This window comes from Paracandidimonas soli (assembly GCF_004342005.1).
Lineage (GTDB): Bacteria > Pseudomonadota > Gammaproteobacteria > Burkholderiales > Burkholderiaceae_B > Paracandidimonas > Paracandidimonas soli.
This window is the reverse complement of record NZ_SMBX01000014.1, coordinates 21,502-43,497: the sequence shown is the minus strand read 5'-3', so window position 1 is coordinate 43,497 and position 21,996 is coordinate 21,502. Positions and strand designations below refer to the sequence as shown.

Annotated in this window: 19 protein-coding genes; 14 read left to right on the top strand and 5 right to left on the bottom strand. The window is 61.0% G+C overall.

All coding sequences use genetic code 11. The features are described from left to right. Positions 1 to 23 precede the first annotated feature (23 nt). Positions 24 to 248 carry a tautomerase family protein gene (locus EV686_RS17650; RefSeq protein ID WP_132478280.1) on the bottom strand — a complete coding sequence of 75 codons (225 nt, stop codon included), beginning with the start codon at positions 246 to 248 and terminating at the stop codon, positions 24 to 26. Between the two features lie 291 nt (positions 249 to 539). On the opposite strand from EV686_RS17650, the gene EV686_RS17645 reads away from it, so the two are divergent. The 10 genes from EV686_RS17645 to ptsP all read left to right on the top strand — a co-directional run bounded on the left by EV686_RS17645 (position 540) and on the right by ptsP (position 14,022). Then, positions 540 to 1,493, top strand: coding sequence for an alpha/beta fold hydrolase (locus EV686_RS17645; protein ID WP_243650944.1), 954 nt, complete (start codon positions 540 to 542; stop codon positions 1,491 to 1,493). Positions 1,494 to 1,505: 12 nt separating this feature from the next. Then, complete coding sequence (locus EV686_RS17640) at positions 1,506 to 2,351, top strand: PHP domain-containing protein (protein ID WP_132478279.1); 846 nt, start codon at positions 1,506 to 1,508, stop codon at positions 2,349 to 2,351. 60 nt (positions 2,352 to 2,411) lie between these two features. After that, a complete protein-coding gene (greB, locus tag EV686_RS17635; protein WP_132478278.1) occupies positions 2,412 to 2,969 on the top strand; it encodes a transcription elongation factor GreB in 558 nt (185 codons plus the stop codon). A 185-nt stretch (positions 2,970 to 3,154) separates the two neighbouring features. Then, complete coding sequence (gene purL, locus EV686_RS17630) at positions 3,155 to 7,255, top strand: phosphoribosylformylglycinamidine synthase (RefSeq protein ID WP_132478277.1); 4,101 nt, start codon at positions 3,155 to 3,157, stop codon at positions 7,253 to 7,255. A 546-nt stretch (positions 7,256 to 7,801) separates the two neighbouring features. Further along, a complete protein-coding gene (gene thrS, locus EV686_RS17625) occupies positions 7,802 to 9,724 on the top strand; it encodes a threonine--tRNA ligase (protein WP_132478276.1) in 1,923 nt (640 codons plus the stop codon). 39 nt (positions 9,725 to 9,763) lie between these two features. Beyond that, positions 9,764 to 10,303 (top strand): translation initiation factor IF-3, encoded by a 540-nt coding sequence (gene infC / locus EV686_RS17620; protein ID WP_207901873.1) that lies wholly within the window; start codon positions 9,764 to 9,766, stop codon positions 10,301 to 10,303. Positions 10,304 to 10,423: 120 nt separating this feature from the next. Next, positions 10,424 to 11,383: a glutathione synthase gene (gene gshB / locus EV686_RS17615; RefSeq protein WP_132478274.1), complete on the top strand. Its 960-nt coding sequence runs from the start codon at positions 10,424 to 10,426 to the stop codon at positions 11,381 to 11,383. A 5-nt stretch (positions 11,384 to 11,388) separates the two neighbouring features. Next, positions 11,389 to 11,799: a PTS sugar transporter subunit IIA gene (locus tag EV686_RS17610; protein ID WP_132478273.1), complete on the top strand. Its 411-nt coding sequence runs from the start codon at positions 11,389 to 11,391 to the stop codon at positions 11,797 to 11,799. Positions 11,800 to 11,886: 87 nt separating this feature from the next. Then, complete coding sequence (locus tag EV686_RS17605; RefSeq protein ID WP_132478272.1) at positions 11,887 to 12,156, top strand: HPr family phosphocarrier protein; 270 nt, start codon at positions 11,887 to 11,889, stop codon at positions 12,154 to 12,156. Between the two features lie 156 nt (positions 12,157 to 12,312). Then, on the top strand, positions 12,313 to 14,022 hold the full coding sequence (gene ptsP, locus EV686_RS17600; protein ID WP_279389504.1) for a phosphoenolpyruvate--protein phosphotransferase: 1,710 nt from the start codon (positions 12,313 to 12,315) through the stop codon (positions 14,020 to 14,022). A gap of 73 nt (positions 14,023 to 14,095) precedes the next feature. Here ptsP and EV686_RS17595 read toward each other — a convergent pair whose 3' ends face one another. Then, on the bottom strand, positions 14,096 to 15,322 hold the full coding sequence (locus EV686_RS17595) for an ammonium transporter (protein ID WP_132478270.1): 1,227 nt from the start codon (positions 15,320 to 15,322) through the stop codon (positions 14,096 to 14,098). A gap of 109 nt (positions 15,323 to 15,431) precedes the next feature. Next, a complete protein-coding gene (locus EV686_RS17590; protein ID WP_132478269.1) occupies positions 15,432 to 15,770 on the bottom strand; it encodes a P-II family nitrogen regulator in 339 nt (112 codons plus the stop codon). A gap of 755 nt (positions 15,771 to 16,525) precedes the next feature. Between EV686_RS17590 and EV686_RS18755 the strand changes: the two genes are divergently transcribed. Beyond that, positions 16,526 to 16,963, top strand: coding sequence for a hypothetical protein (locus tag EV686_RS18755; RefSeq protein ID WP_207901868.1), 438 nt, complete (start codon positions 16,526 to 16,528; stop codon positions 16,961 to 16,963). A gap of 101 nt (positions 16,964 to 17,064) precedes the next feature. Here EV686_RS18755 and EV686_RS17575 read toward each other — a convergent pair whose 3' ends face one another. Together EV686_RS17575 and EV686_RS17570 are read right to left on the bottom strand one after the other, a co-directional pair. Further along, the gene (locus EV686_RS17575; RefSeq protein ID WP_132478268.1) at positions 17,065 to 17,862 is read right to left on the bottom strand and encodes an amidohydrolase family protein; all 798 of its coding nucleotides are present in this window, start codon (positions 17,860 to 17,862) and stop codon (positions 17,065 to 17,067) included. Between the two features lie 108 nt (positions 17,863 to 17,970). Further along, the gene (locus EV686_RS17570; protein WP_132478267.1) at positions 17,971 to 18,936 is read right to left on the bottom strand and encodes a Bug family tripartite tricarboxylate transporter substrate binding protein; all 966 of its coding nucleotides are present in this window, start codon (positions 18,934 to 18,936) and stop codon (positions 17,971 to 17,973) included. A gap of 280 nt (positions 18,937 to 19,216) precedes the next feature. On the opposite strand from EV686_RS17570, the gene EV686_RS17565 reads away from it, so the two are divergent. The 3 genes from EV686_RS17565 to EV686_RS17555 all read left to right on the top strand — a co-directional run bounded on the left by EV686_RS17565 (position 19,217) and on the right by EV686_RS17555 (position 21,975). Then, positions 19,217 to 19,882, top strand: a complete 666-nt coding sequence (locus EV686_RS17565; protein WP_207901866.1) for a GntR family transcriptional regulator — start codon at positions 19,217 to 19,219, stop codon at positions 19,880 to 19,882. A gap of 222 nt (positions 19,883 to 20,104) precedes the next feature. Beyond that, positions 20,105 to 20,971 (top strand): NAD(P)-dependent oxidoreductase, encoded by an 867-nt coding sequence (locus EV686_RS17560; protein WP_132478266.1) that lies wholly within the window; start codon positions 20,105 to 20,107, stop codon positions 20,969 to 20,971. A 32-nt stretch (positions 20,972 to 21,003) separates the two neighbouring features. Further along, complete coding sequence (locus EV686_RS17555) at positions 21,004 to 21,975, top strand: Bug family tripartite tricarboxylate transporter substrate binding protein (protein WP_132478265.1); 972 nt, start codon at positions 21,004 to 21,006, stop codon at positions 21,973 to 21,975. The last annotated feature ends 21 nt before the right edge of the window (positions 21,976 to 21,996 follow it).

The window sequence follows — 21,996 nt, the reverse complement described above, 5'->3', positions numbered from 1 at the left end:
AATCTGCCACAGTCCGATTACGATTACGTTAGTTGCTGCGCCTTGGCCTTCTGGCGGCGCACCGTCGTGCTTTCTCCGCCCACGCCCCAGTTGTCCATGTCGACCTCTTCGATGATGACGAACGTGGTGGCAGGATTCTTGTTGAGCACGCGAGCGAGAAGCTGCGTTACCTCCCGGATCAGCTCTTGTTTCTGTTCGACGGTCGGCGCTTCGGAGCCGCCGGTCACTTTGATATTCACGTAAGGCATGAGGGATTCCCGGTGTTGTCGATGTTCATGAGCGGGCGGGCGCGCTGCTCTGGCTCTGGTTCTGGTTCTTGCAAGACTGCCGAACCCTGTCGATAGTTTGCGGCCAAACTTGCGGCGCGGCAAGCCTTCAGCTCTTTCGAGCCTCGCATCATCCCTGTTGCCGGCCTGACTGGCCAGCCGGATCCGCTTGCCAGTCGACGGTACGGCGCACCCGGCGAGGATGGGCCGTCAGCAATTACTGGAAACACAGACGCTACAATCAGGACGTCATACGCTTCAGTGAGTCTTGCCATGCCGGATATCGCAGCAACAGATCAACAGGACAGCCAGCCCAGGCTGGATTACGTGACGTGCATCAGTCCGTTCGGCACGCATCGCATGGCGTACTGGGAGTGGGGCGACCCGAGGAATGACCACGTACTCCTGTGCGTGCACGGGCTGACACGCATGGGGCGCGATTTCGACGTGATTGCGCGGCGCCTGTCCGCGCACTACCGTGTCGTTTGCCCCGATATCGTGGGGCGGGGGCAATCCGACTGGGCCATCAATGCTTCCAGCTACGCCATTCCGCAGTATGTATCGGATATCGTGACGTTGCTGGCACGGCTGAGGCCGGCGTCGCTGGACTGGATCGGCACCTCCATGGGAGGGCTGATCGGCCTGGGGTTTGCCGGATCGCTGGCTTTTTCCGAGGCCAACCGGCCCGTGCGTATCGTACCGTCGGAATTGCCGTCCGATGCGGGCCTGCGGCTGGGAAAAATCGTGCTCAACGATGTCGGCCCCAGGCTGGGCGGCAACGGCCTGGAGCGCATTGCGGAGTACGTCGGCCGGCCCGAGAGTTTCAAGGATTTTGCCGAAGCGGTGGAGTACGTCCGCCGGACGTCCGCGGGATTCGGTCGACACACGCAGGCCCAGTGGGAGGCGCTGACGCGCAATGCCTTCCTGTCGCATGACGGGGGCTGGGTGAAGCATTATGATCTGCGTATCGCCGAGCCCATCATGCAGCAGACTCCGCTGGCGCTGCAAGGATCCGAGGCCATCCTGTGGGCGGCCTATGAAAGCATCCGGACGCCGATCCTGCTGGTGCGCGGCCAGGAGTCGGATCTGTTGAGCAGCGCAACCGCCCAGGAAATGCTGGTGCGCAACCCCAATGCGGCCTTGTACGAGGTTCCCGGCGTCGGCCATGCTCCATCGCTGATGCAGGATGAGCAGGTGCAGCGGATAGCGGATTTTCTGCTGGAATAAAGGAGTTTCATCTTGGATGCCGCAACCTGGAAAGTCGATCTGCACAGCCACTCCCTGGTGTCCGACGGGATGCTCACGCCCGGCCAGGTCGCGCAGCGCGCGCATGACAATGGCGTGCGCATGTGGGCGTTGACGGATCACGATGAATTGTCGGGGCTTCCCGCCGCGCGCGAGGTGGCGGAGTCGCTGGGCATGCGCTTCATCGACGGGGTGGAGATCTCCGTGACCTGGTGCCGCCGCACGGTGCACATCGTCGGGCTGAACGTGGACCCGAACAATCTGCTCTTGAGCGATGGGCTGGCCTGGATACGGCAGGGGCGCGTCGAAAGAGCCAGGCAGATGGGCGACCAACTGGCGGCGCTCGGCATGCCCGGATCCTACGAGGGGGCGCTCCGGTACGCGGCGAACCCCTATCTGCTCAGTCGCACGCATTTCGCACGCTATCTGGCGGACCAGGGCTATTGCGCCACCGTCCAGGAAGTGTTCGACCGCTGGCTGGCGGACGACAAGCCCGGCAATGTGCCGATGCAGTGGTCCACGCTGGAGCAGGCGGTGAGCTGGATAGTGGGCGCCGGCGGCAAGGCGATCATTGCGCATCCGGGGCGCTATAAGTATTCCGACATCCAGTTCGACGCGCTGTTCGACGAGTTCCGGCAATTGGGCGGCGTGGGGGTCGAGGTGAATACGGGCAGCCATACGCCGGCGCAGTACGTCGAATATGCACAGGTGGCGCGCCGTTACGGCTTCCAGGCGTCCTGCGGGTCGGATTTCCATGGCGTATCCGAAAGCCGCCTGGACCTGGGGGATCTGCCTCCTTTGCCCAAGGACCTTGTCCCGGTGTGGCAGGATTGGGTATAACGCTGGAAACTCCTGAATTCACTGGAAGGGAAAGGCTTCGCTGTTTTCCCTGGAAAAGGCATGAACAAAGCATTTGTCAAAGAAAACGAAGGGGATGACGACGACGATCTGGACGTGGCGGCGGTAGCCTTGCCGGCCGGATCCAAGAACTACATGACCAAGCAAGGCTACGAGCGCCTGCGCGCCGAGCTGGTCCATCTCATGAACGAGGAACGCCCGGCCGTCGTGCAAACTGTGTCCTGGGCGGCGTCCAACGGAGATCGCTCCGAGAATGGCGATTATCTCTACGGCAAGAAGCGCCTGCGCGAAATCGACCGCCGCATCCGCTTCCTGACGCGCCGGCTGGAAATGGCCGAGGTGGTGGATCCCGCACAGCAGCCCAATCGCGACCAGGTGTTCTTCGGGGCGACCGTGGTCTATTCCGACAAGGCGGGCGAGGAATTCCGCGTGACCATTGTCGGCGTGGACGAGGCCGAGCCGCTGGAAGGACGCATCAGCTGGATTTCCCCCGTGGCGCGCGCGCTGACCAAGGCGCGGGAGGGCGACACCGTGACCCTGCGCACGCCGGCCGGCATCGATGAGCTGGACGTGCTGGAAGTGCACTATCCGGAAACCTGAGAGAGGTTGGTCTTCGTCCCGATGAGCCGTATCCCGCGAGTAATAGCGGGCGAGCGCTGATTGACGCATTGCCGTCCAGCGGGACGCATGGCGCGGAAAGGACAAGGCGCGGCGCAGAATTCCCCGCTGGTTCCAGCAAGCCGCTAAAATGCCGGATTCTCCCTCTTGTTTCCTGTCTGCGCGCCGTGAATTCCATTCTGCATTTCCCCGGTTCTTCCGCCTTGTCCCAATTCCGCCGCGAGCGCCTGCTGCAGCGTTTCTCGCAGCTAGGCCTGCCCGTGGCCGACATCCAGGCCGGTTTCGAGCATTTCGTCTGGCTGGGCGAGTCGCTGGACGCCTCCGAGCATGAGCGCCTCGCCGCGCTGCTCGAGTACGGTACCGAATCCCTCTCCGAGCCAGGCAAGAACGACCTGGTGCTGCGCGTGATTCCCCGCCTGGGCACGGTATCTCCGTGGGCCAGCAAGGCGACGGACATTGCGCACAACTGCGGATTGGCCAAGGTGCGCCGCGTCGAGCGCGGCATCAGCTACCGCATTACGCCGTCGCGCGGCCTGCTGGGCAGCAAGACCATCGAGTCCGCGCAACTGGCGCGGATCGCAGCCTGCCTGCACGACCGCATGACGGAAAGCGTCGTGGACGCTTCGTTCGACGGCCAGGCACTGTTCGCCTCGCTGCCGGGCAAGCCCAAGCAGGTGGTCGACGTGCTGGGCCAGGGCGTCGATGCCTTGTGGAAAGCCAACCAGGAATTGGGGCTGGCGCTGTCGGACGACGAAATCGCCTATCTCGAGCAATCGTTCCGCCAGCTTGGCCGCAATCCCAACGATGTCGAACTGATGATGTTCGCGCAGGCCAATAGCGAGCACTGCCGCCACAAGATCTTCAATGCGCAATGGGTCATCGACGGCGTCGCCCAGGATCGCACGCTGTTCGGCATGATCCGCGAAACGCATGCGGCCCAGCCCAAGGGCACGGTCGTGGCCTATTCCGACAACGCGGCCATCATGGAAGGCGGCGAGGCCTCGGTATTCCGCGCCGATCCCGACTGGGCCAGCCGGCCGGCGGGCGCGGCGCCCTCGGGCTCGGTCTATCGCCGCGAGCAAACCGTGCTGCACACCTTGATGAAGGTGGAAACCCACAACCACCCGACGGCGATTGCGCCGTTCCCCGGCGCGGCCACCGGCGCGGGCGGCGAGATCCGCGACGAAGGCGCGACCGGTCGCGGCTCCAAGCCCAAGGCCGGCCTGACCGGCTTCACTGTTTCGGATCTGCGCTTCTCCGATGCCCTCGAACCCTGGGAGCAGAATCCTGTCGGCGCGCCCGATCGCATCGCCAGCGCGCTGGACATCATGATCGAAGGCCCCATCGGGGGCGCGGCGTTCAACAACGAATTCGGACGCCCCAATCTGCTGGGCTATTTCCGTACCTACGAACAGCCGGCGGGCGGGCGCAACTGGGGCTATCACAAGCCCATCATGATCGCGGGCGGCCTGGGCAGCATCGAACACACGCAGACCAGAAAAGATCCTCTGCCGCCGGGCGCGCTGCTGGTGCAGTTGGGCGGTCCGGGCATGCGTATCGGCATGGGCGGCGGCGCGGCATCCAGCATGAGCGCCGGCGCCAACAGCGCGCAACTGGATTTCGATTCCGTGCAGCGCGGCAATCCCGAGCTGGAGCGCCGGGCGCAGGAGGTCATCGACCGCTGCTGGCAGCAAGGCCAGGCCAATCCCATCCTGGCCATCCACGACGTGGGCGCGGGCGGCTTGTCCAACGCCTTCCCCGAACTGGTCAACGACGCGGGCCGCGGCGCCATCTTCGAATTGCAGCAGGTGCTGCTGGAAGAGTCGGGCCTGTCCGCCGCCGAAATCTGGAGCAACGAGTCGCAGGAGCGCTATGTGCTGGCGCTGTTGCCCGAGGACCTGGCGCGTTTCGATGCCATTGCGCGCCGTGAACGCTGCCCGTACGCCGTGGTCGGCGTGGCGACAGAAGAGCGCCAGCTGCGCGTGACTTATGGCGAAGGCCTGCCGGTGGATCTGGCGAAGTACCTGCCGCAGGAAAGCCTGTCGGCAACGTCGGCCGCGCACGCCGAGGCGGCGGCCGACGAAGGCAGGCCGGTCGACGTGCCCATCGACGTCATCCTGGGCAAGCCGCCGCGCATGACACGCGATGTGCAGCGCCAGGAGCCAGTATCCGAGCAGCTGGACATTATTTCCATCGAGCTGGGCGAGGCTATTTCCCGCGTGCTGCGCCATCCCACGGTGGCCAACAAGACCTTTCTTGTCACGATCGGCGACCGCACGGTGGGCGGGCTCTGCAGCCGCGACCAGATGGTCGGCCCGTGGCAGGTGCCTGTGGCCGATTGCGCGGTAACGCTGGCCGATCACGAAGGCACACGCGGCGAAGCCATGGCCATGGGTGAGCGTACGCCGCTGGCGATCCTGGATGCGCCGGCTTCGGGCCGCATGGCGATCGCCGAGGCGCTGACCAATCTGGCGGCTGCCGATGTCAAGGCGCTCGAAGACATCAAACTGTCGGCCAACTGGATGGCCGCCTGCGGCGCGCCGGGCCAGGATGCCGCGCTGTTCGACACGGTTGCCGCCGTCAGCGCCTGGTGCCAGTCGCTGGGGCTGTCCATTCCCGTGGGCAAGGACTCCCTGTCCATGCGTACCAAGTGGGATGACAATGGCGAAGCCAAGGAAGTGCTGGCTCCCGTCTCCCTCATCATTACCGCGTTCGCGCCGGTGGGAGATGTGCGCAACACGCTGACGCCGCAATTGCGTACAGATGCGGGCGATACTTCGTTGATCCTGATCGACCTGGGGCAGGGCCGGAACCGCCTGGGCGCATCGGTATTCGCGCAGGCATACTCGCAGGTGGGCGATCAGGCGCCGGATATCGAAGATCCTGCGCTGCTGCGCTCTTTCTTTACCGTCGTGCGCGAGCTCACGGACTCCGGCGCCATCCTGGCCTACCACGACCGCTCCGACGGCGGTTTGCTGGCGACGGTAGCGGAAATGGCATTCGCCGGACGTGTGGGTGTGTCCATCAATGTGGATATGCTGACGATCGATCCGCTGACGGAGGATTGCGGCGACTACAAGATCCGTCCCGAACAGGTGGCGTTGCAGCGCAATGAGCTGACGCTCAAGGCCTTGTTCGCCGAAGAGGCGGGCGCCGTGATCCAGGTGCCGCGCGAGCAGCGCGATGCGGTCATGCAGCGCCTGCGCGAAGCCGGCCTGTCGCGCCATTCGCATGTGATCGGCGGGCTGAACGCCCTGGACGAGATCCAGTTCTACCGCGACGGTCAGTGCATCTACCAGGCGCCGCGCGTCGAGCTGGCGCAGCAGTGGAGCGAAGTCAGCCGCCGCATCATGGCGCTGCGCGACAATCCGGAATGCGCACAGGCCGAATTCGATGTGTGGGCCGATGCGAAGGATCCAGGCCTGAGCCCGGTCGTGGCCTTCGATCCCCAGGAAGACATCACCGCGCCGTACATCGCCAAGGGCGCGCGCCCCCGGGTCGCCATCTTGCGGGAGCAGGGCTGCAACAGCCAGGTCGAGATGGCCTGGGCGTTCGATACGGCGGGCTTCGAAGCCTGGGACGTGCACATGACGGACCTGCTGTCCGGCCGCGTGCGCCTGGACGGTGTGCAGGGCCTGGTGGCCGTCGGCGGCTTCAGCTATGGAGACGTGCTGGGCGCGGGCGAAGGCTGGGCGCGCACGATCCGCTTCAATGCGGATCTGCAGGACCAGTTCTCGGCCTATTTTGCACGGCCGGATGTGTTCGCGCTGGGCGTGTGCAATGGTTGCCAGATGATGGCGGCGCTGGCCGGCATGATTCCGGGCGCGGAGCATTGGCCGCGCTTTACGCGCAACCAGTCCGAGAAATACGAGGCGCGCCTGTCGCTGGTGGAAATCCCCGAATCCCCGTCCATTTTCCTGAAGGATATGGCTGGGGCCCGGGTGCCGATCGCCGTCGCGCACGGCGAGGGCTTTGCGAATTTCACGCACCAAGGCGATGCCGCCAACGTACATGCCGCCTTGCGCTATGTGGACAATTACGGCCAGGTGACGGAACGCTATCCGTTCAATCCGAACGGCAGCCCGCAAGGCCTGGCCGGCGTGACGACGGCGGATGGCCGCTTCACGATCATGATGCCGCATCCCGAGCGAGTGACGCGCAATGTGATGATGTCCTGGGCGCCCGAGTCCTGGGGAGAAAAGGATTCCGGAGGCCAGTACACTCCGTGGATGCGCATGTTCCGCAATGCGCGGCGCTGGCTCGGTTGATTTTTTTGCGGCGGTGGAAATCTTTCTTCTGTCGCGTCAGTGTGGCAATATCGGATAGCTGCGCCATCGGACGGCCTGGCCTTCGGCCAGGCTTCCCGCGCCTTCCTCGTCCAGGCGGGCGGCGGGCGAATTCGCGCCGGCTGCGCCGGCGCTCAAACACGCCCGCCGACAACCCCCGCCTTCCCTTCGGAAGCCCGCGGCGTCCTCAAGGACTCCGCTATCCGATATTGCCACGCTGACGCTGGCAGCTGTTTAGACTGGGGCGCTTGGCTTTTTTTGAAGCATCGAGGGCATGCCGATGCTGCTGGATTGGCCTAGCTCCCGGGGTAGGGAAGTTTTCATCGAAACCAGCGAATAATGTTAGAATAGAAAACTACAGCAATATTTCTGATTTCTTGAAGAAACCATGCATTTGAAGACGACGCGAACTACCACCACACGGCTCAACTGAGTGTTGCCGCGTCGATTTTCCTTTGCTCCAGCAGCAAGATAATTCACCTTACAACGCGGCGATTGGCCGCGTTTTTGCTTTGTCAGGACACACGAATGGTTCAGATCACCTTGCCGGATGGCTCCAAGCGAGAGTTTCCCGGTCCCGTCACGGTTGCCGAAGTCGCGCATTCCATCGGAACAGGACTTGGGCGCGCAGCGCTGGGGGGCCGTGTCACCATCGGCGACGCTGAGCCTAAACTGGTCGACACCAGCTACACCATCGGCCAGGACGCGCAGCTTGCCATCGTCACGGCCAAGGACAAGGACGGCCTGGATCTGATCCGCCATTCGACCGCGCACCTGTTGGCCTATGCGGTGAAGGAACTGTTCCCCGACGCCCAGGTCACCATCGGCCCCGTCATCGACAACGGCTTCTATTACGACTTCTCCTACAAGCGCCCGTTCACGCCGGAAGACCTGCAGGCTATCGAGAAGAAGATGACCGAGCTTGCGCGCAAGAACGAAACGGTCACGCGCGAAGAATGGCTGCGCGACGATGCAGTCAAGTTCTTCAAGGGCATCGGCGAAGACTACAAGGCGGAGATCATCGCCTCCATCCCGTCGAACGAAACCATCAGCCTGTACCGCGAAGGCGATTTCATCGACCTGTGCCGCGGCCCCCACGTGCCCTCCACGGGCCACCTGAAGGTGTTCAAGCTGATGAAAGTGGCCGGCGCCTACTGGCGCGGCGACAGCAACAATGAGATGCTGCAGCGTATCTACGGCACGGCCTGGGCGACCAAGGAAGACCAGGCGGCCTACCTGACCATGCTGGAAGAGGCCGAGCGCCGCGACCACCGCCGCATCGGCCGTGAACTGGACCTGTTCCACTTCCAGGAAGAGGCCCCGGGCCTGATCTTCTGGCATCCCAAGGGCTGGATTCTGTGGCAGCAGGTCGAGCAGTACATGCGCGCGGTCTATCGCGACAACGGCTACCAGGAGGTCAAGGCGCCGCAGATCCTGGACCTGTCCCTCTGGAAGAAGACCGGCCACTGGGACAACTATGCCGAGAACATGTTCACGACCGAATCCGAGAATCGCGTCTACGGCCTCAAGCCCATGAACTGCCCGGGTCATGTGCAGATCTACAACGCCGGCCTGCATTCCTATCGCGAGTTGCCCATCCGCTACGGCGAATTCGGCCAGTGCCACCGCAACGAGCCCTCGGGATCGCTGCACGGCATGATGCGCGTGCGCGGCTTCACGCAGGACGACGGCCATATCTTCTGTACTGAAGACCAGTTGCAGGACGAGTGCGCGGCGTTCACGGCGCTGCTCAAGAAGGTATATGCGGATTTCGGCTTCGGCGAGATCCTGTACAAGGTGGCGACGCGCCCGGAAAAGCGCATCGGTTCCGACGAAGTCTGGGACAAGGCCGAGCAGGCGCTGATGCATAGTCTGGAACGCACGGGCTGCGAATACGAGGTCACGCCGGGCGAGGGCGCCTTCTATGGCCCCAAGATCGAATACACGCTCAAGGACGCCATCGGCCGCCACTGGCAGTGCGGCACGATCCAGGTCGATTTTTCCATGCCGCAGCGCCTGGGAGCCGAGTATGTCGACGCCAATGACCAGCGCCGCACGCCCGTGATGCTGCATCGCGCCATTCTGGGGTCGCTCGAGCGCTTCATCGGCATGTTGATAGAAAACCACGCGGGCGCCATGCCCGCATGGCTGGCGCCGGAGCAGGTCGTGGTGTGCTGCATCTCCGATCCTTCCGCGGATTACGCGGCCGAGGTCGCGGCAAGCCTCGTGAAGCAAGGATTCAGGGCGTCTCCGGATTTGCGTGGCGAAAAAATCACTCGTAAAATCCGGGAGCACAGCATGCAGAAGGTCCCGTATATACTGGTGGTTGGCGACAAAGAGCGCGAGGCCGGTACGGTGGCCGTGCGGGGCCGGGGAAATGCGGACCATGGCGTCATGCCGCTGGACCAGTTCATCGCTCGCCTGAAGCATGAAATCGAAACGCGCGCGTAACAGCCGTCCAATGCACGGCACGCGTCATATTGAACAATTCTGGGAGTTTTAGACATCGCAACCGAAAAGTCGAATCGCATCAATGGTGAAATCCGTATCCCCGAGGTACGTCTCATTGGTATTGATGGAGAACAGCTGGGGGTCGTAAGAACCTCCGAAGCGCTCGACCTGGCAGAACAGCACGACGTCGATCTCGTCGAGATCGCGCCGAACGCACAGCCCCCCGTCGCACGTCTGATGGATTATGGTAAGTTCAAGTATCAGGAACAGAAGCGCCAGCACGAAGCCCGCGCCAAGCAGAAAGTCATCCAGGTCAAGGAAGTCAAGTTCCGCCCCGGCACCGACGAAGGCGACTATCAGGTCAAGCTGCGCAACCTGCGCCGCTTCCTCGAGGACGGCGACAAGGCCAAGGTAACGCTGCGCTTCCGCGGACGCGAAATGGCTCACCAGGAACTCGGCATGCGTGTTCTCGAACGCGTGCGCGACGACCTCGTCGAGATCTGCCAGGTCGAATCCATGCCCAAGATGGAAGGCCGCCAGATGATCATGGTGCTGGCGCCACGCAAAAAAGCGGTTTGAAGCAGGCCAAGGCGCATCCGTCGGGATGCGTCGGCACGCAATGCCTCGCGCGCCCATCGCGGGATCGCGGGGCGCTTTTCCTTTCGGAGCCCAGGGCTCGCGAATAACCAGGTGCGCACTATGCATGTTCTGTTCGTCATCGATCCCTTGCCTCAGCTGAAGGCATACAAGGATTCCTCCGTCGCCATGATGCGGGCGCTGGCCGCGCGCGGCCATACGCTCAGCGTGGCGCTGATGGGCGATCTTTATATCGAGCTGGGGCAGGTCAAGGCACGGACACAGGCCATCAGACTGATGCCTGATGCGGACCTGCACGAAACAGGCTGGTGGCGGGACGAAGGCGAGCCTTCGGACCAGGCGCTGGCCGCGTTCGATACGGTACTCATGCGCAAGGATCCGCCGTTCGACATGGAATACCTGTACGCAACGCACCTGTTCGATCATGCGCAGGCGCAGGGCGCGCGAGTCTTCAATACGGGCTCGGCGATCCGCAACCATCCCGAAAAGCTCGCCATCACCGAATTCCCGGAATACACCGCTCCCACCCTGGTCAGCCGCGATATGGCGCGCCTGCGGGCATTCCACGCCCAGTACGGCGACGTAGTCGTCAAGCCGCTGGACGGCATGGGCGGCTCGGGGATTTTCCGGCTGCGCCCCGGGGAGCACAACCTGGGTTCCATCCTGGAAAGCCTGACCGCCAATGGCACGCAGACCATCATGGCGCAGCGCTACATTCCGGAAATCGTCGACGGCGACAAGCGCGTGCTGATCATCGACGGCAAGCCGCTGCCCTATGTGCTGGCGCGCATCCCGCTGGCCGGCGAGACGCGCGGCAACCTGGCCGCGGGCGGCCGCGGCGTCGCGCAGCCCATCGACGAGCACGACCGGCAGGTGGCCGAAGCCATCGGCGCGAAACTGGCCGGACGAGGGCTGTTGCTGATCGGGCTGGATATCATCGGACGCAACGTCACGGAAATCAACGTGACCAGCCCGACGTGCTTCGTGGAAATCACCGAACAGACCGGCTTCGACGTGGCGGGACATTTCGCCGATGCCCTGGAGCGGGCGGCAGGGGGCTGATCGACATGGTGCGCATCGTACTGGTCATGCATGAGCCCATGGGGGCCGCGTTCTCCGCCTGCGCCGAGCACGTGCTGGGCAGGCGGCCAGACATGACCGTGTTCGACGTGCCCCCCGACGGCAGGCCAGAGGATCTCGTTCCCAGGCTGGAGCAATTGCTGATGGAGCACTCGGCCGACGAAACCCTGGTGCTTTGCGATCTGTATGGCGCTACTCCCTTCAATATCGCGGTGCAGGCCCTGAAGCAGGGCATGGCCCGGGGGCTGGTCGCCCATCTGATCACCGGCACCAATGTCTGCATGGTGCTCAAGGCGCTCACGGACCAGTCGCGCGAGCCGGAAAAACTGGCGGAACGCGTGCGGCAGGGAGCGCTGCGCGGCATCGTTTCCGCCGACGAAGCCTGCTGCAATCCCTGATCCGTCCTTTCACGCTTTCCCGCATCGACAAGATGGCTGGCCCTGTGCCACCATCGCATTACCCATATATTTTGACAAGAACACCCTATGCAAAGCATCGATATCGTCGTCAGTAACAAGTTGGGCCTGCATGCCAGGGCGGCGGCAAAGTTGACGCAGCTTGCCGCGAAGTTCGTCAGCGAAATCCATATCGCCAGGGGCAGCCAGCGCGTCAACGCCAAAAGCATCATGGGAGTCATGATGCTGGCCGCGGGGATGGGCGTGACGGTGACCGTGGATGCCGAAGGCCTGGACGAAGACCAGGCCCTGCAGGAAATCCAGGAACTGTTCGCCAACCGCTTCGGCGAACCCGATTGATATCGAATGCAGGTTTTTCCGGCGCTTTTGCCGCCGGGCCGTTTCAAGGTTAAAAACGTCCTCTTTCGGGGCGGCAAGCAGAAGGCGTAGCGCGGGGACATTTTTTTCATGATACAGACTGCCGCAGTTTCAGATACATCGTCGCGCATGGGGGCCATGCTTTGCCTGCAGGGGCTTGGCGTGGTCAAGGGATTCGTGATCGGACGGGCGGTCGTCATGGGGGCGGCGGCTCTGGAAGTGCCGCACTATCGCATTTCCTCGGATGAGGTGGCTGCGGAAACGGAACGCCTGAGGTCTGCGCTGCGCGCGGCCAGCGCAGACCTGGATACGCTGGCGGAGAATCTGCCGGAAGATGCGCCCAAGGAAATGGCAGCGCTGCTGTCCGTCCATAGCATGCTGCTGAACGATCCCATGCTGGAAGAAGCTGCGGCGGTCCTGATCGCGGAGCGCTTCTACAATGCCGAATGGGCGCTGACCACGCAGGGCCAGTTGCTGGGCGAGCAGTTTGCGCTGATGGAGGATGAGTACCTGCGCGAGCGGGGCGCCGATGTGCGCCAGGTCATCGAGCGCGTGCTGCGCGTCATGACCGGCGCCCACTCCGCCTTGCCCGCCGACGGATGGGATGCGGGGGACGATACGCTGATCGTGGTCGCGCGCGATATCTCTCCCGCCGACATGCTGAAGCTGCGCGGCGGCAGGTTCGGCGGCTTCCTGACCGATCTTGGCGGACCGACGTCGCATACCGCCATCGTGGCCCGCAGCATGAATGTGCCCGCCGTCCTTGGCCTGGGCAATATCCGTTCGCTGGTACGGGATGGCGACACTCTGATCGCCGATGGCACCAGCGGTGCGGTGGTCGTCAACCCATCGCCGCAAGTGCTGCTGGAATACCGCCGCAGACAGGCGGCGTACGCGGACGAGCGCGCGGCGCTGGAACTGCTGCGTGATGCCCCCGCGATTACTCTCGACGGGGTCAACATCAGCCTGGAAGCCAATATCGAATTGCCGGAAGAGGCGGCTGACGCCCTGGCTGCGGGCGCGGATGCCATCGGCCTGTTCCGCAGCGAGTTCCTGTTCATGGGACGCAGCGATCTGCCCAGCGAAGAAGAACAATACCAGGCATATACGTCTGTGGTGAAGACCATGAATGGCAGGCCCGTGACCATTCGCACGCTCGATATCGGGGCGGACAAGACGCTGGATGGCGAGACTACGGTGGCCACCAACCCGGCGCTGGGCTTGCGGGCCATACGCTATTGCCTGGCCAATCCCGAACTGTTCCTGACCCAGCTGCGGGCGCTGCTGCGCGCTTCCGCGCATGGCCCCGTGCGCATCCTGCTGCCCATGATTGCGCATATGCACGAGGTCAAGGCGGCATACCGCGCCATTGCGATCGCCAAAGAACAGTTGATCGCGCGTGGACAGGCCATCGCAACGAATGTGCAGGTGGGCGCGATGGTGGAAATCCCCGCCATTGCGATCGCCATCGAGCCCTTCGTCGAGGCGCTGGATTTCCTGTCCATCGGCACGAACGATCTCATCCAGTACACGCTGGCGGTCGATCGCGGCGACAGCGAGGTCGTCGATCTGTACGATCCCATGCATCCCGCCGTGCTGCGCCTGATTTCCAATACGATCAATGCAGGCGAACGCACGGGCAAGCATGTCGCCATTTGCGGGGAAATGGCGGGCGATGCCGCCATGACGCGCATGCTGCTGGGATTGGGCCTGAAGGCGTTTTCCATGCATCCCCAGCAACTGCTGGACGTCAAGAAGGAAGTTCGTGAGTCCCACACGAATGCACTGCGCAACAAGGTCGCTTCCGCCCTGAACAGGGCGCAGCGCATCGATCTGAACGATCTGTAGCGGGAACCCCGGCACGGAAAAAGGCGCTGCCCTTCGAGGAAACAGCGCCTTTCGACCGTTGAAGCGGCCGGAATCAGTTGTGGTAGGCCGATTCGCCGTGCGAGACGATGTCCAGGCCGATGCTTTCTTCCTCCTGGCTGACGCGCCAGCCGCAGACCGCGTTGGCGACGATGCAAGCGAACCATGCAACCAGGCCGGACCAGAGCAGCGTGATCAGCACGCCTTCCAGTTGCAGCCAGAGCTGGTAGGGTACGGCGGACAGGCTGTCCAGGCCGGGTCCGCCCAGCGCCTGGGCATTGAACAGGCCGGTCAGCAGCGCGCCGATGATGCCGCCGAGGCCATGGATGCCGAACACGTCCAGCGCATCGTCGGCCTTGAGCATGCGCTTCAGCCCGTTGACGCCCCAGACGCAGATCGCGCCGGCGGCAATGCCGATGATCAGGGCGCCGACAGGGCCGACCAGGCCTGCGCCCGGTGTGATGCCGACCAGGCCCGCGACCGCGCCGGAAGCCGCGCCCAGCAGCGAAGGCTTGCCCTTGACGATGCGCTCCACGACTAGCCATGCCAGGATCGCGCCCGCGGTCGCCAGCAGCGTGTTGAAGAAGGCGAGGGCGGATTGCGTATTGGCGCCCAGGGCCGAGCCAGCGTTGAATCCGAACCAGCCCACCCACAGCAAAGCTGCGCCGGTGAGCGTCATGGGCAGGTTGTGCGGCTGCATCGGCTCGCGGCCGTGGCCCAGGCGCTTGCCCGCATACCATGCGCCAACCAGCGCGGCGATGCCGGAGTTGATGTGCACGACAGTACCGCCTGCGAAATCCAGCGCGCCGCGCTCGAACAGCCAGCCGCCCGGAGCCCATACCATATGCGCGATGGGCAAGTAGGAAAGCGTCATCCATATGGTCAGGAACACGATAACGGCGCTATAGCGCACGCGCTCGGCAAAGCCGCCCACGATCAGGGCGCAGGTGATGCCCGCGAACGTAGCCTGGAAGGCGGCAAAGCTCAGTTCGGGGATGCTGCCCGACAGGGCGTAGGAGTCGGCGGACAGATCGAACATGCCCGAGAATCCGAGCCGGGAGAGGCCGCCGATAATGGCATTGCCTTCCGTGAAGGCCAGCGAATAGCCATAGAAAAACCACAATACGATTGCCAGGGCGAATGCGGTGACCACCTGGATGGAGACGGACAGGACATTCTTGCTGCGCACCAGGCCGCCGTAGAAGAGAGCGAGTCCGGGCACCACCATCATCAGTACCAGGAGGGTCGAGAGGCTGACCCAGGCCAGATCGGTTGCGTTCATATCAATATTCCTTTGAGAGCATGGAGCTGCGTTCATACCCCTGATGGGTTGGCGCAGCGCTGCGGTTCGGTTGGGCGGGACTAAGGCTTCGGCTTCTCTGCCGGTCGGCTCAGAGCGCGCTTTCGCCGCGTTCGTCCGTACGGATGCGGATCGCCTGTTCCAGAGGGGTCACGAAAATCTTGCCGTCGCCGATGCGTCCGGTCTGGGCCGACGCGCAAAGGCTTTCCAGGACCAGGTCAAGGTCAGCGTCGCGCACGGCGATTTCCACCCGGAGCTTGGGAATGAAGTCGACGGCGTATTCGGCGCCGCGATAGAGTTCCGTATGGCCTTTCTGGCGGCCGAAGCCCCGGGCCTCGGTAACCGTCATGCCCTGGACGCCTAATTGAGACAAGGCTTCGCGTATGTCTTCCAGCTTGAAGGGTTTGATGATGGCTGTAATGAGCTTCATGGCAGTTCCTTGTTGGGAGGTTCGGTTTTCATGAAGCAATTGGCGTGCCAGGGTGCGATTCGCCTGCCGTTCCCTGCGTTTTGCCTTTCTGGCGGACAAAAAGGCGTCGGTTTGGTGCGCAATCATTGCTGATTTGCACCAAAACGGGACATGCGCGCGGAAAGAGGGCATGCTGGTGCATCTTTGATGTAACAATTAATTGTAACAGCGAGGCTTTTGTGTCGAGGTGTGTTGCCGGCAAGGCTTGGGATTTACCCTAGCTCAATATAGGTGATTGTTTTTCATTGATTTTTTTGGCGATCTTAATGTGATTTCTGTCATCAGGATTTACACAGGGTCCCTTTCTCCCTGGTGAGCAGTGACTAGAATGACCTTGTAGTTGCTGCAGGGGCGCTCGTCGCACCGTCCCGGCAAAGCATCAAAAGCGACTTAGGAACAGGAAGGGAATTGCATGAAAACGAATCGTACTTACTTCGCAATGGCGGCTGTCATCTCCATGGGTCTGCTGGCGGCCTGCTCGGACAGCAACGATTCCGAGGCGCCGGCAGGAAATGCGCCGGCAGTTGAATCGCCTGCTCCGGCCCCAGCCCCGGCTCCAGCGCCCGCTCCCGAGCCCGCACCGGCACCCGAGTCTGCTCCGGCTCCCGGGGCATCTCCCCAGTAACTGGAGCGAGCCTGTAGTCAGCACAGCCGGGCGTTCGTCGCACCGTCGCGGCACAGCATCAAAGGCGACTTAGGATCAGGAAGGAAATTGTATGAAACAGAACCGTACTTACTTCGCAATGGCGGCTGTCATTTCCCTGGGCCTGCTGGCAGCCTGCTCGGACAGCAATGATTCCGAGGCGCCGGCAGGAAGTGCGCCGGCAGTTGAGTCGCCTGCTCCCGCTCCGGTGCCTGGACCGGCGCCAGCTCCCGAGCCCGCACCAGCCCCGGAACCCACGCCGGCGCCCGAGTCTTCCACCAGCAGCGCAACGGATTCGCTCAAGCAGTCTGGCGCGCAACTGAAGGAAGACGCCAAGGAAGCCGGCTCGACCATCGCCGAAAAGGCGGGAGATCTGAAGGATTCCGCTTCGGAGAAGATGAGCGATATGGGTGATGCCATCAAGGAAGGCGCAGCCAAGGCTGACAAGTCCATTCAGGATGCCGTCGGCGGCGACGGCAAGCCTCCCAAGGAAGCAGAGCCGGCCTCGTAATGGGCCAGGGCGCGTAGAGCCCGGCATAACCTGAGAGACAGGGGCGTGGTCACGCTGGTGACGCGCCCCTGTTTTTTTATATCAGGCGTTTGTCTGCGGCTTTACTGCCTTGTGCTCATCGAATCGTGGTAGCGATAGAGTTGCCGTGGGTTTTCAACGAGTATCGCATGCCGTATACCGGGGTCAGGCACCCATCGGGCGAACAGATCCAGCAGCTTTGCGTCATCTGGCTTTTCTCGTTCTGTAACGTGTGGCCAGTCCGATCCCCATACCAGCCTGTCGGGGTAGCGTGCTACCAACTTTGATACGAAAGAGTCGAGCATGGCGCTGGTATGAGGAGGGCTTGGGTGCATCATGTATGCACCCGAGAGCTTGAGCCAGCCGTGCCCGCTGTCCATCAGTCTCAGAACTCCTTGATCGACCCTGTCTTTGAGCGATTCGTCATGGCAGATACCGGCAAAGTGGTCCATGACGACATCAATTTTCAGTTCAATCAACTGATTGATCACCCGAATAAAAAACTGTGGCGGCAAATGAACCTGCAGATGCCAGCCGAGCATGCGTAGTACAGGAGCCAGCTTGTCCAGCATGCCAGTATCGGTAACGCTTTTCTGGACGAGATTGAGACGTGCGCCAACTACATTTGCATCAGTCAATTGCCGCAATGTTGCCGCGTCTGTTTCGGGGGTGATGACTCCAATGCCTTTTGCCGCTGGACCGAAACAAGACAAAGCATTCAGAAGCACGCGGTGGTCGGTGCCGTAAGATGATGGCTGCACGACCACCATGCGCTGCAAGCCCAGCCGCTGCTGCAATTTACGATACTGGCTGGGGCTGGCATCGCCATGCTTCAGGGGGGCGACGGGAGCAAAGGGATAGCGATTGTCGAATATATGCATATGACAGTCGCAAGCTCCCTCAGGAAGAACGAATGAGGGGGCATGAATTCCCGCTGAATGATGTACGCCGGCCTCTGAGAGGCCGGCACGGTACTGGTTGGCAGACACTTATTGCAGGCCTCTATCTATGGAGTTCCAGAATTTATAGGTAGACTCCAGTTCGGTTTTCGCCGATTCCAAGGTGGAGCTGGGTACAAGCTCCATCGACATCTCTTCCACTTTGGTTCGGACATTTGGATCCGTCAGTACTTTGCGCAGTGCGTTGTTGAAAGCTTGCGCTGTTTTTTCAGGTATGCCTTTGGGAGCAAAAAAAGCATTGAAACTGCTCAAGGAAAGATCTGTCATGCCAAGTTCGGAAAATGTGGGGACGTCCGGCAAGAGAGCGGAGCGCTTTTCTCCGGTGATAGCCAGGATGCGTACTTTTCCCGCATCGTGCATGATGACCCCTTCGGGGGAGCCAGTTACTCCTGATGCCAGTTGGCCACCCATTAATTGAGGCATCAACTGTCCAGAACCTCCAAAGGGAATTGGCTCCATCGATACGTTTGCCATATCTCCCACGCTTTTCCCCATGAAATTGGGCATGCCTCCAATCAGGGGAACGCCGTAGTGCCGGCTGGCAGGATTGTCTTTGATGTGTTGCGCAAACTCCTGCAGGGTTTTTGCGGGGCTGCTGTTGGGAACCGCGAATGTCCATTCGAATCTGGCGATGGTGCCCAATGCTGTAAGGTCTCGGATGGCATCATAGTCTGCGCTGGGAGTGATCAGCGGCACAATAACGACGGAGTGATCGAGTGCAAGCAAAAGGACTGATCCGTCCGCGGGCGCTTTCTTTACATATGAGACTCCGATCTGTCCGCTTGCTCCCGGGCGGTTTTCAACCACAACGGTCTTGCCGAGTTCTTTTTCCAATCCCGGAGCGAGTACGCGCGCAATGTTGTCGGTGGCTCCTCCGGCCGCAAATGGCACGACTACTCTGATCGGTCCGCGAAAGTCGAAGGCGCCTGAGGCGGCGACCGATGTCGATAGCAGCAGGCCGGCTGATACGGATAGGATGCTGCGGATAAGTTTCATTGCTGGTCTCCCTTGGAATTATCGCGTCAACTTGCTTGGTGAATCTCTTGCGGACTGAATAATACAAAAAAAAGACAATTTATTGTGTTTGATTCTGGATTTCTAGGGAAAACGATATGTTTTTATATAGATAAAAGAACAAAAAAAATACATATTAGGGATGGGCTTATCAGCGTTGAGCACACGGTCCGACACTGCTACATTCATTGTTTTCAAGAAGCCGAAGAAGGAGCAGGGTATCCTGCAGGTACGCGTACAAACGCTATATCCGGGTCGCAACATGAAGATGAACAGCCAGAAAATCTACGAGATCCTTAAAAAGCGGGTCGTCGCCGGTCACTATCAGGCGGGAACACAGCTCAAGGAAAGCCATATCGCTGCGGATATGGAGATAAGCCGCACTCCGGTACGAGCTGCGCTGAAACGATTGGTGGAAGACGGTCTTGCCGTAGCCGAGGAAGGGCGAGGAGTGTTTGTGGCAGGCTGGACACGGTGGGACATCGAGGATATGTTCCGGCTGCGTATCCGCCTTGAGCCTTTTGCTGCACGTCTTGCAGCGGAAAGAGCAGGGATGGATATCATTGAAAAACTGAAGCGATGCAATGCTCAGATGGAACAGGCGATCGATGCCAGTCTTAACGGGGCGGAATCAATTGCTGAGATACAGGCGGCTAACAGTGCTTTTCATCATCTGCTTCTTGAGGCGGCAGGTTCCCAACGCTTGAAGGTCATGCTGGCGACGATGATCGATATGCCAGTAATTACACGCTCGTTCTTCCTGTATGACATTGAGGATTTTCGGCGCAGCCTTCAGCACCACAAAGATATTGTCATGGCGGTGGAGCTTCGGCACGGGGACCTTGCCGAGCAGATCATGTCCTGCCATTTACTGACATCCAATCAGATATTCATGAGCCAGCGCCTGGATGGTTCGCCTTCTGCGTGACAGGTTTTCGTTCAATTTCCCGCTCCCATCCGATTCAGCGGCGTGGACAAGCAAGCGGGCAGGATCCGGACGGCTATGAGGCTTCAATAGGCTGTCGCAATGCGTTCGACGGTCCTTATCTAGTATTTAAATACAATTATTATACAAAACAAGGGTAATCACTAGGGTTGATTGGGATAATATCGCTTATCATAGCAATATTGTTTTTTTTATTGTATTTTTATGAATATAGCGATCATCGGGTGCGGGGATGTCGGCCGCTGTTATGCGGCGGCGTTGAGCCAGGCGGGACACCAAATTACCGGCGTATGTGACAGCAACCCAGGACGTGGGCTTGAGGCATATGCCAATGAGATTGGTGCGCTGCTCCACTCTTCATCAGGGCCTTGGCTGGCGCAGGTGGATTTGGTCATCTCCGCGGTATTTGGCGGTGTGGCTCTGGATGTCGCGCGCCAATCTTTGCCAGATATGCGAAAAGGCGCGATTTACGCGGACTTCACCACGGGAAATCCCGGGGATCTGCGAGCTTCGGGAGAGCTGGCCGCCGCCGCCGGCGTGAAATATGCGGATGTGGCAATCACAGGTGCGATCGGCTTGGGCGGCGCTCGTACTCCTTTGCTATGCGCAGGAGACGCTGCTGATGAACTGATAGAAATCATGCGTGCCGTCGGCGCACCCTCGAGAAAGGTTGGCGCTGCCGCTGGCGATGCGGTCGCGCTCAAGTTGCTTCGCAGTGTATTCACCAAAGGCCTCGAGGCATTGGCGGTTGAGTGTCTGATGGCGGCGGAACAGCGAGGGTTGAGACAGGAGCTGTATGAAGTCTTGTCCGATATCGACCAATCTCCTATCCGTAGTTTCATGGAAACGGTTGTCACTACGCATGTAAGACATGCGGGCAGGAGATTGAAAGAGGTGCAGGAGGCGCGCGCGCAGTTGCGGCAAGATGGAATTCAACCGCTTGCGCTGGACGGCGTGATGGCATTGTTCGAAAGAACATCGGGGTCGATAGCTGCGGATCCTCTGCTGGAAGAGCCGACGATCCAGAACAGTCTCGACTGGTTGTTCGAACAGCAAAAAAACAATTCTTGATGGCTTGCTGTACTCATAATTAGGAGATATACATGGCATACCGTTATGCGAAAGGGGCGTTTCTTGCCGCCGCATTGCTGTTGGGAGGAGCGTCCGCGGCGTCTTCTCTTGGGCAAGGGGCTGTTACTTTCATCGCGCCTTATCCGCCCGGGGGCGGTACGGATACGCTGACCCGCATGCTGGCGAACACCATTACCAGTCAAACGGGATGGAATATCGTTGTGGAAAATAAGCCGGGGGCGGGAGGGAATCTAGCTTTGGATACGACTGCGCGTGCGAAGCCGGATGGGCATACTCTGGTAATGGCGCAGACTGACAATATTGCCCTTAACCCTTGGCTGTATCGCAAGCTTTCATACGATACTTTCAAGGACTTCACTCCGATTGGCCTAGTGGCCAGTTCTCCCAGCGTCTATGTGGTTGCGCCGAGTTCCCCCTTCAATACGCTGGCCGATATCGTGATGGCGGCGAAAGAGAAGCCAGGAGTCATCACCCTGGGCATACCGGGCGTGGGCGGTACGGGAGATCTGCTGGGGCATTTATTCGGGAAAGCCGCGGGCATTGAGTTGAGTCATGTGCCGTATCGCGGCTGGTCGCAGGCGTTCCCTGATCTCAGCAGTGGCCGGATCGATATCTATACGGGATCAGTGGCCTCGCTGCTGCCTCACATTCTTTCCAAGGATGTCAAGCCTATTGCCGTGATCGGCGAGGCTCGTTCGCCTGCTTTGCCTGATATTCCGACGTTTGCCGAATCGGGGTATGCGGATGTCAAGCAGGCTATCTGGTGGGGGCTGGCCGGGCCGGCGGGCATTCCTGAGGATGTGGTCGCCGAGCTGAACAAAGCGATGCGGGATGCGGTTGCCAGCGCTGAGATGACAGAGAGGCTCAAGCAAGCCGGATATGCGCCTATCGGAAGCAGCGCGGCGGATATGGCGGAGCGCCAGAAAGAGGATACCGATCTGTTCGGTGGCCTGGTCAAAGAGTCGGGAATTGAGCCTCAATAATGGCTCGTAACACGTCAATTT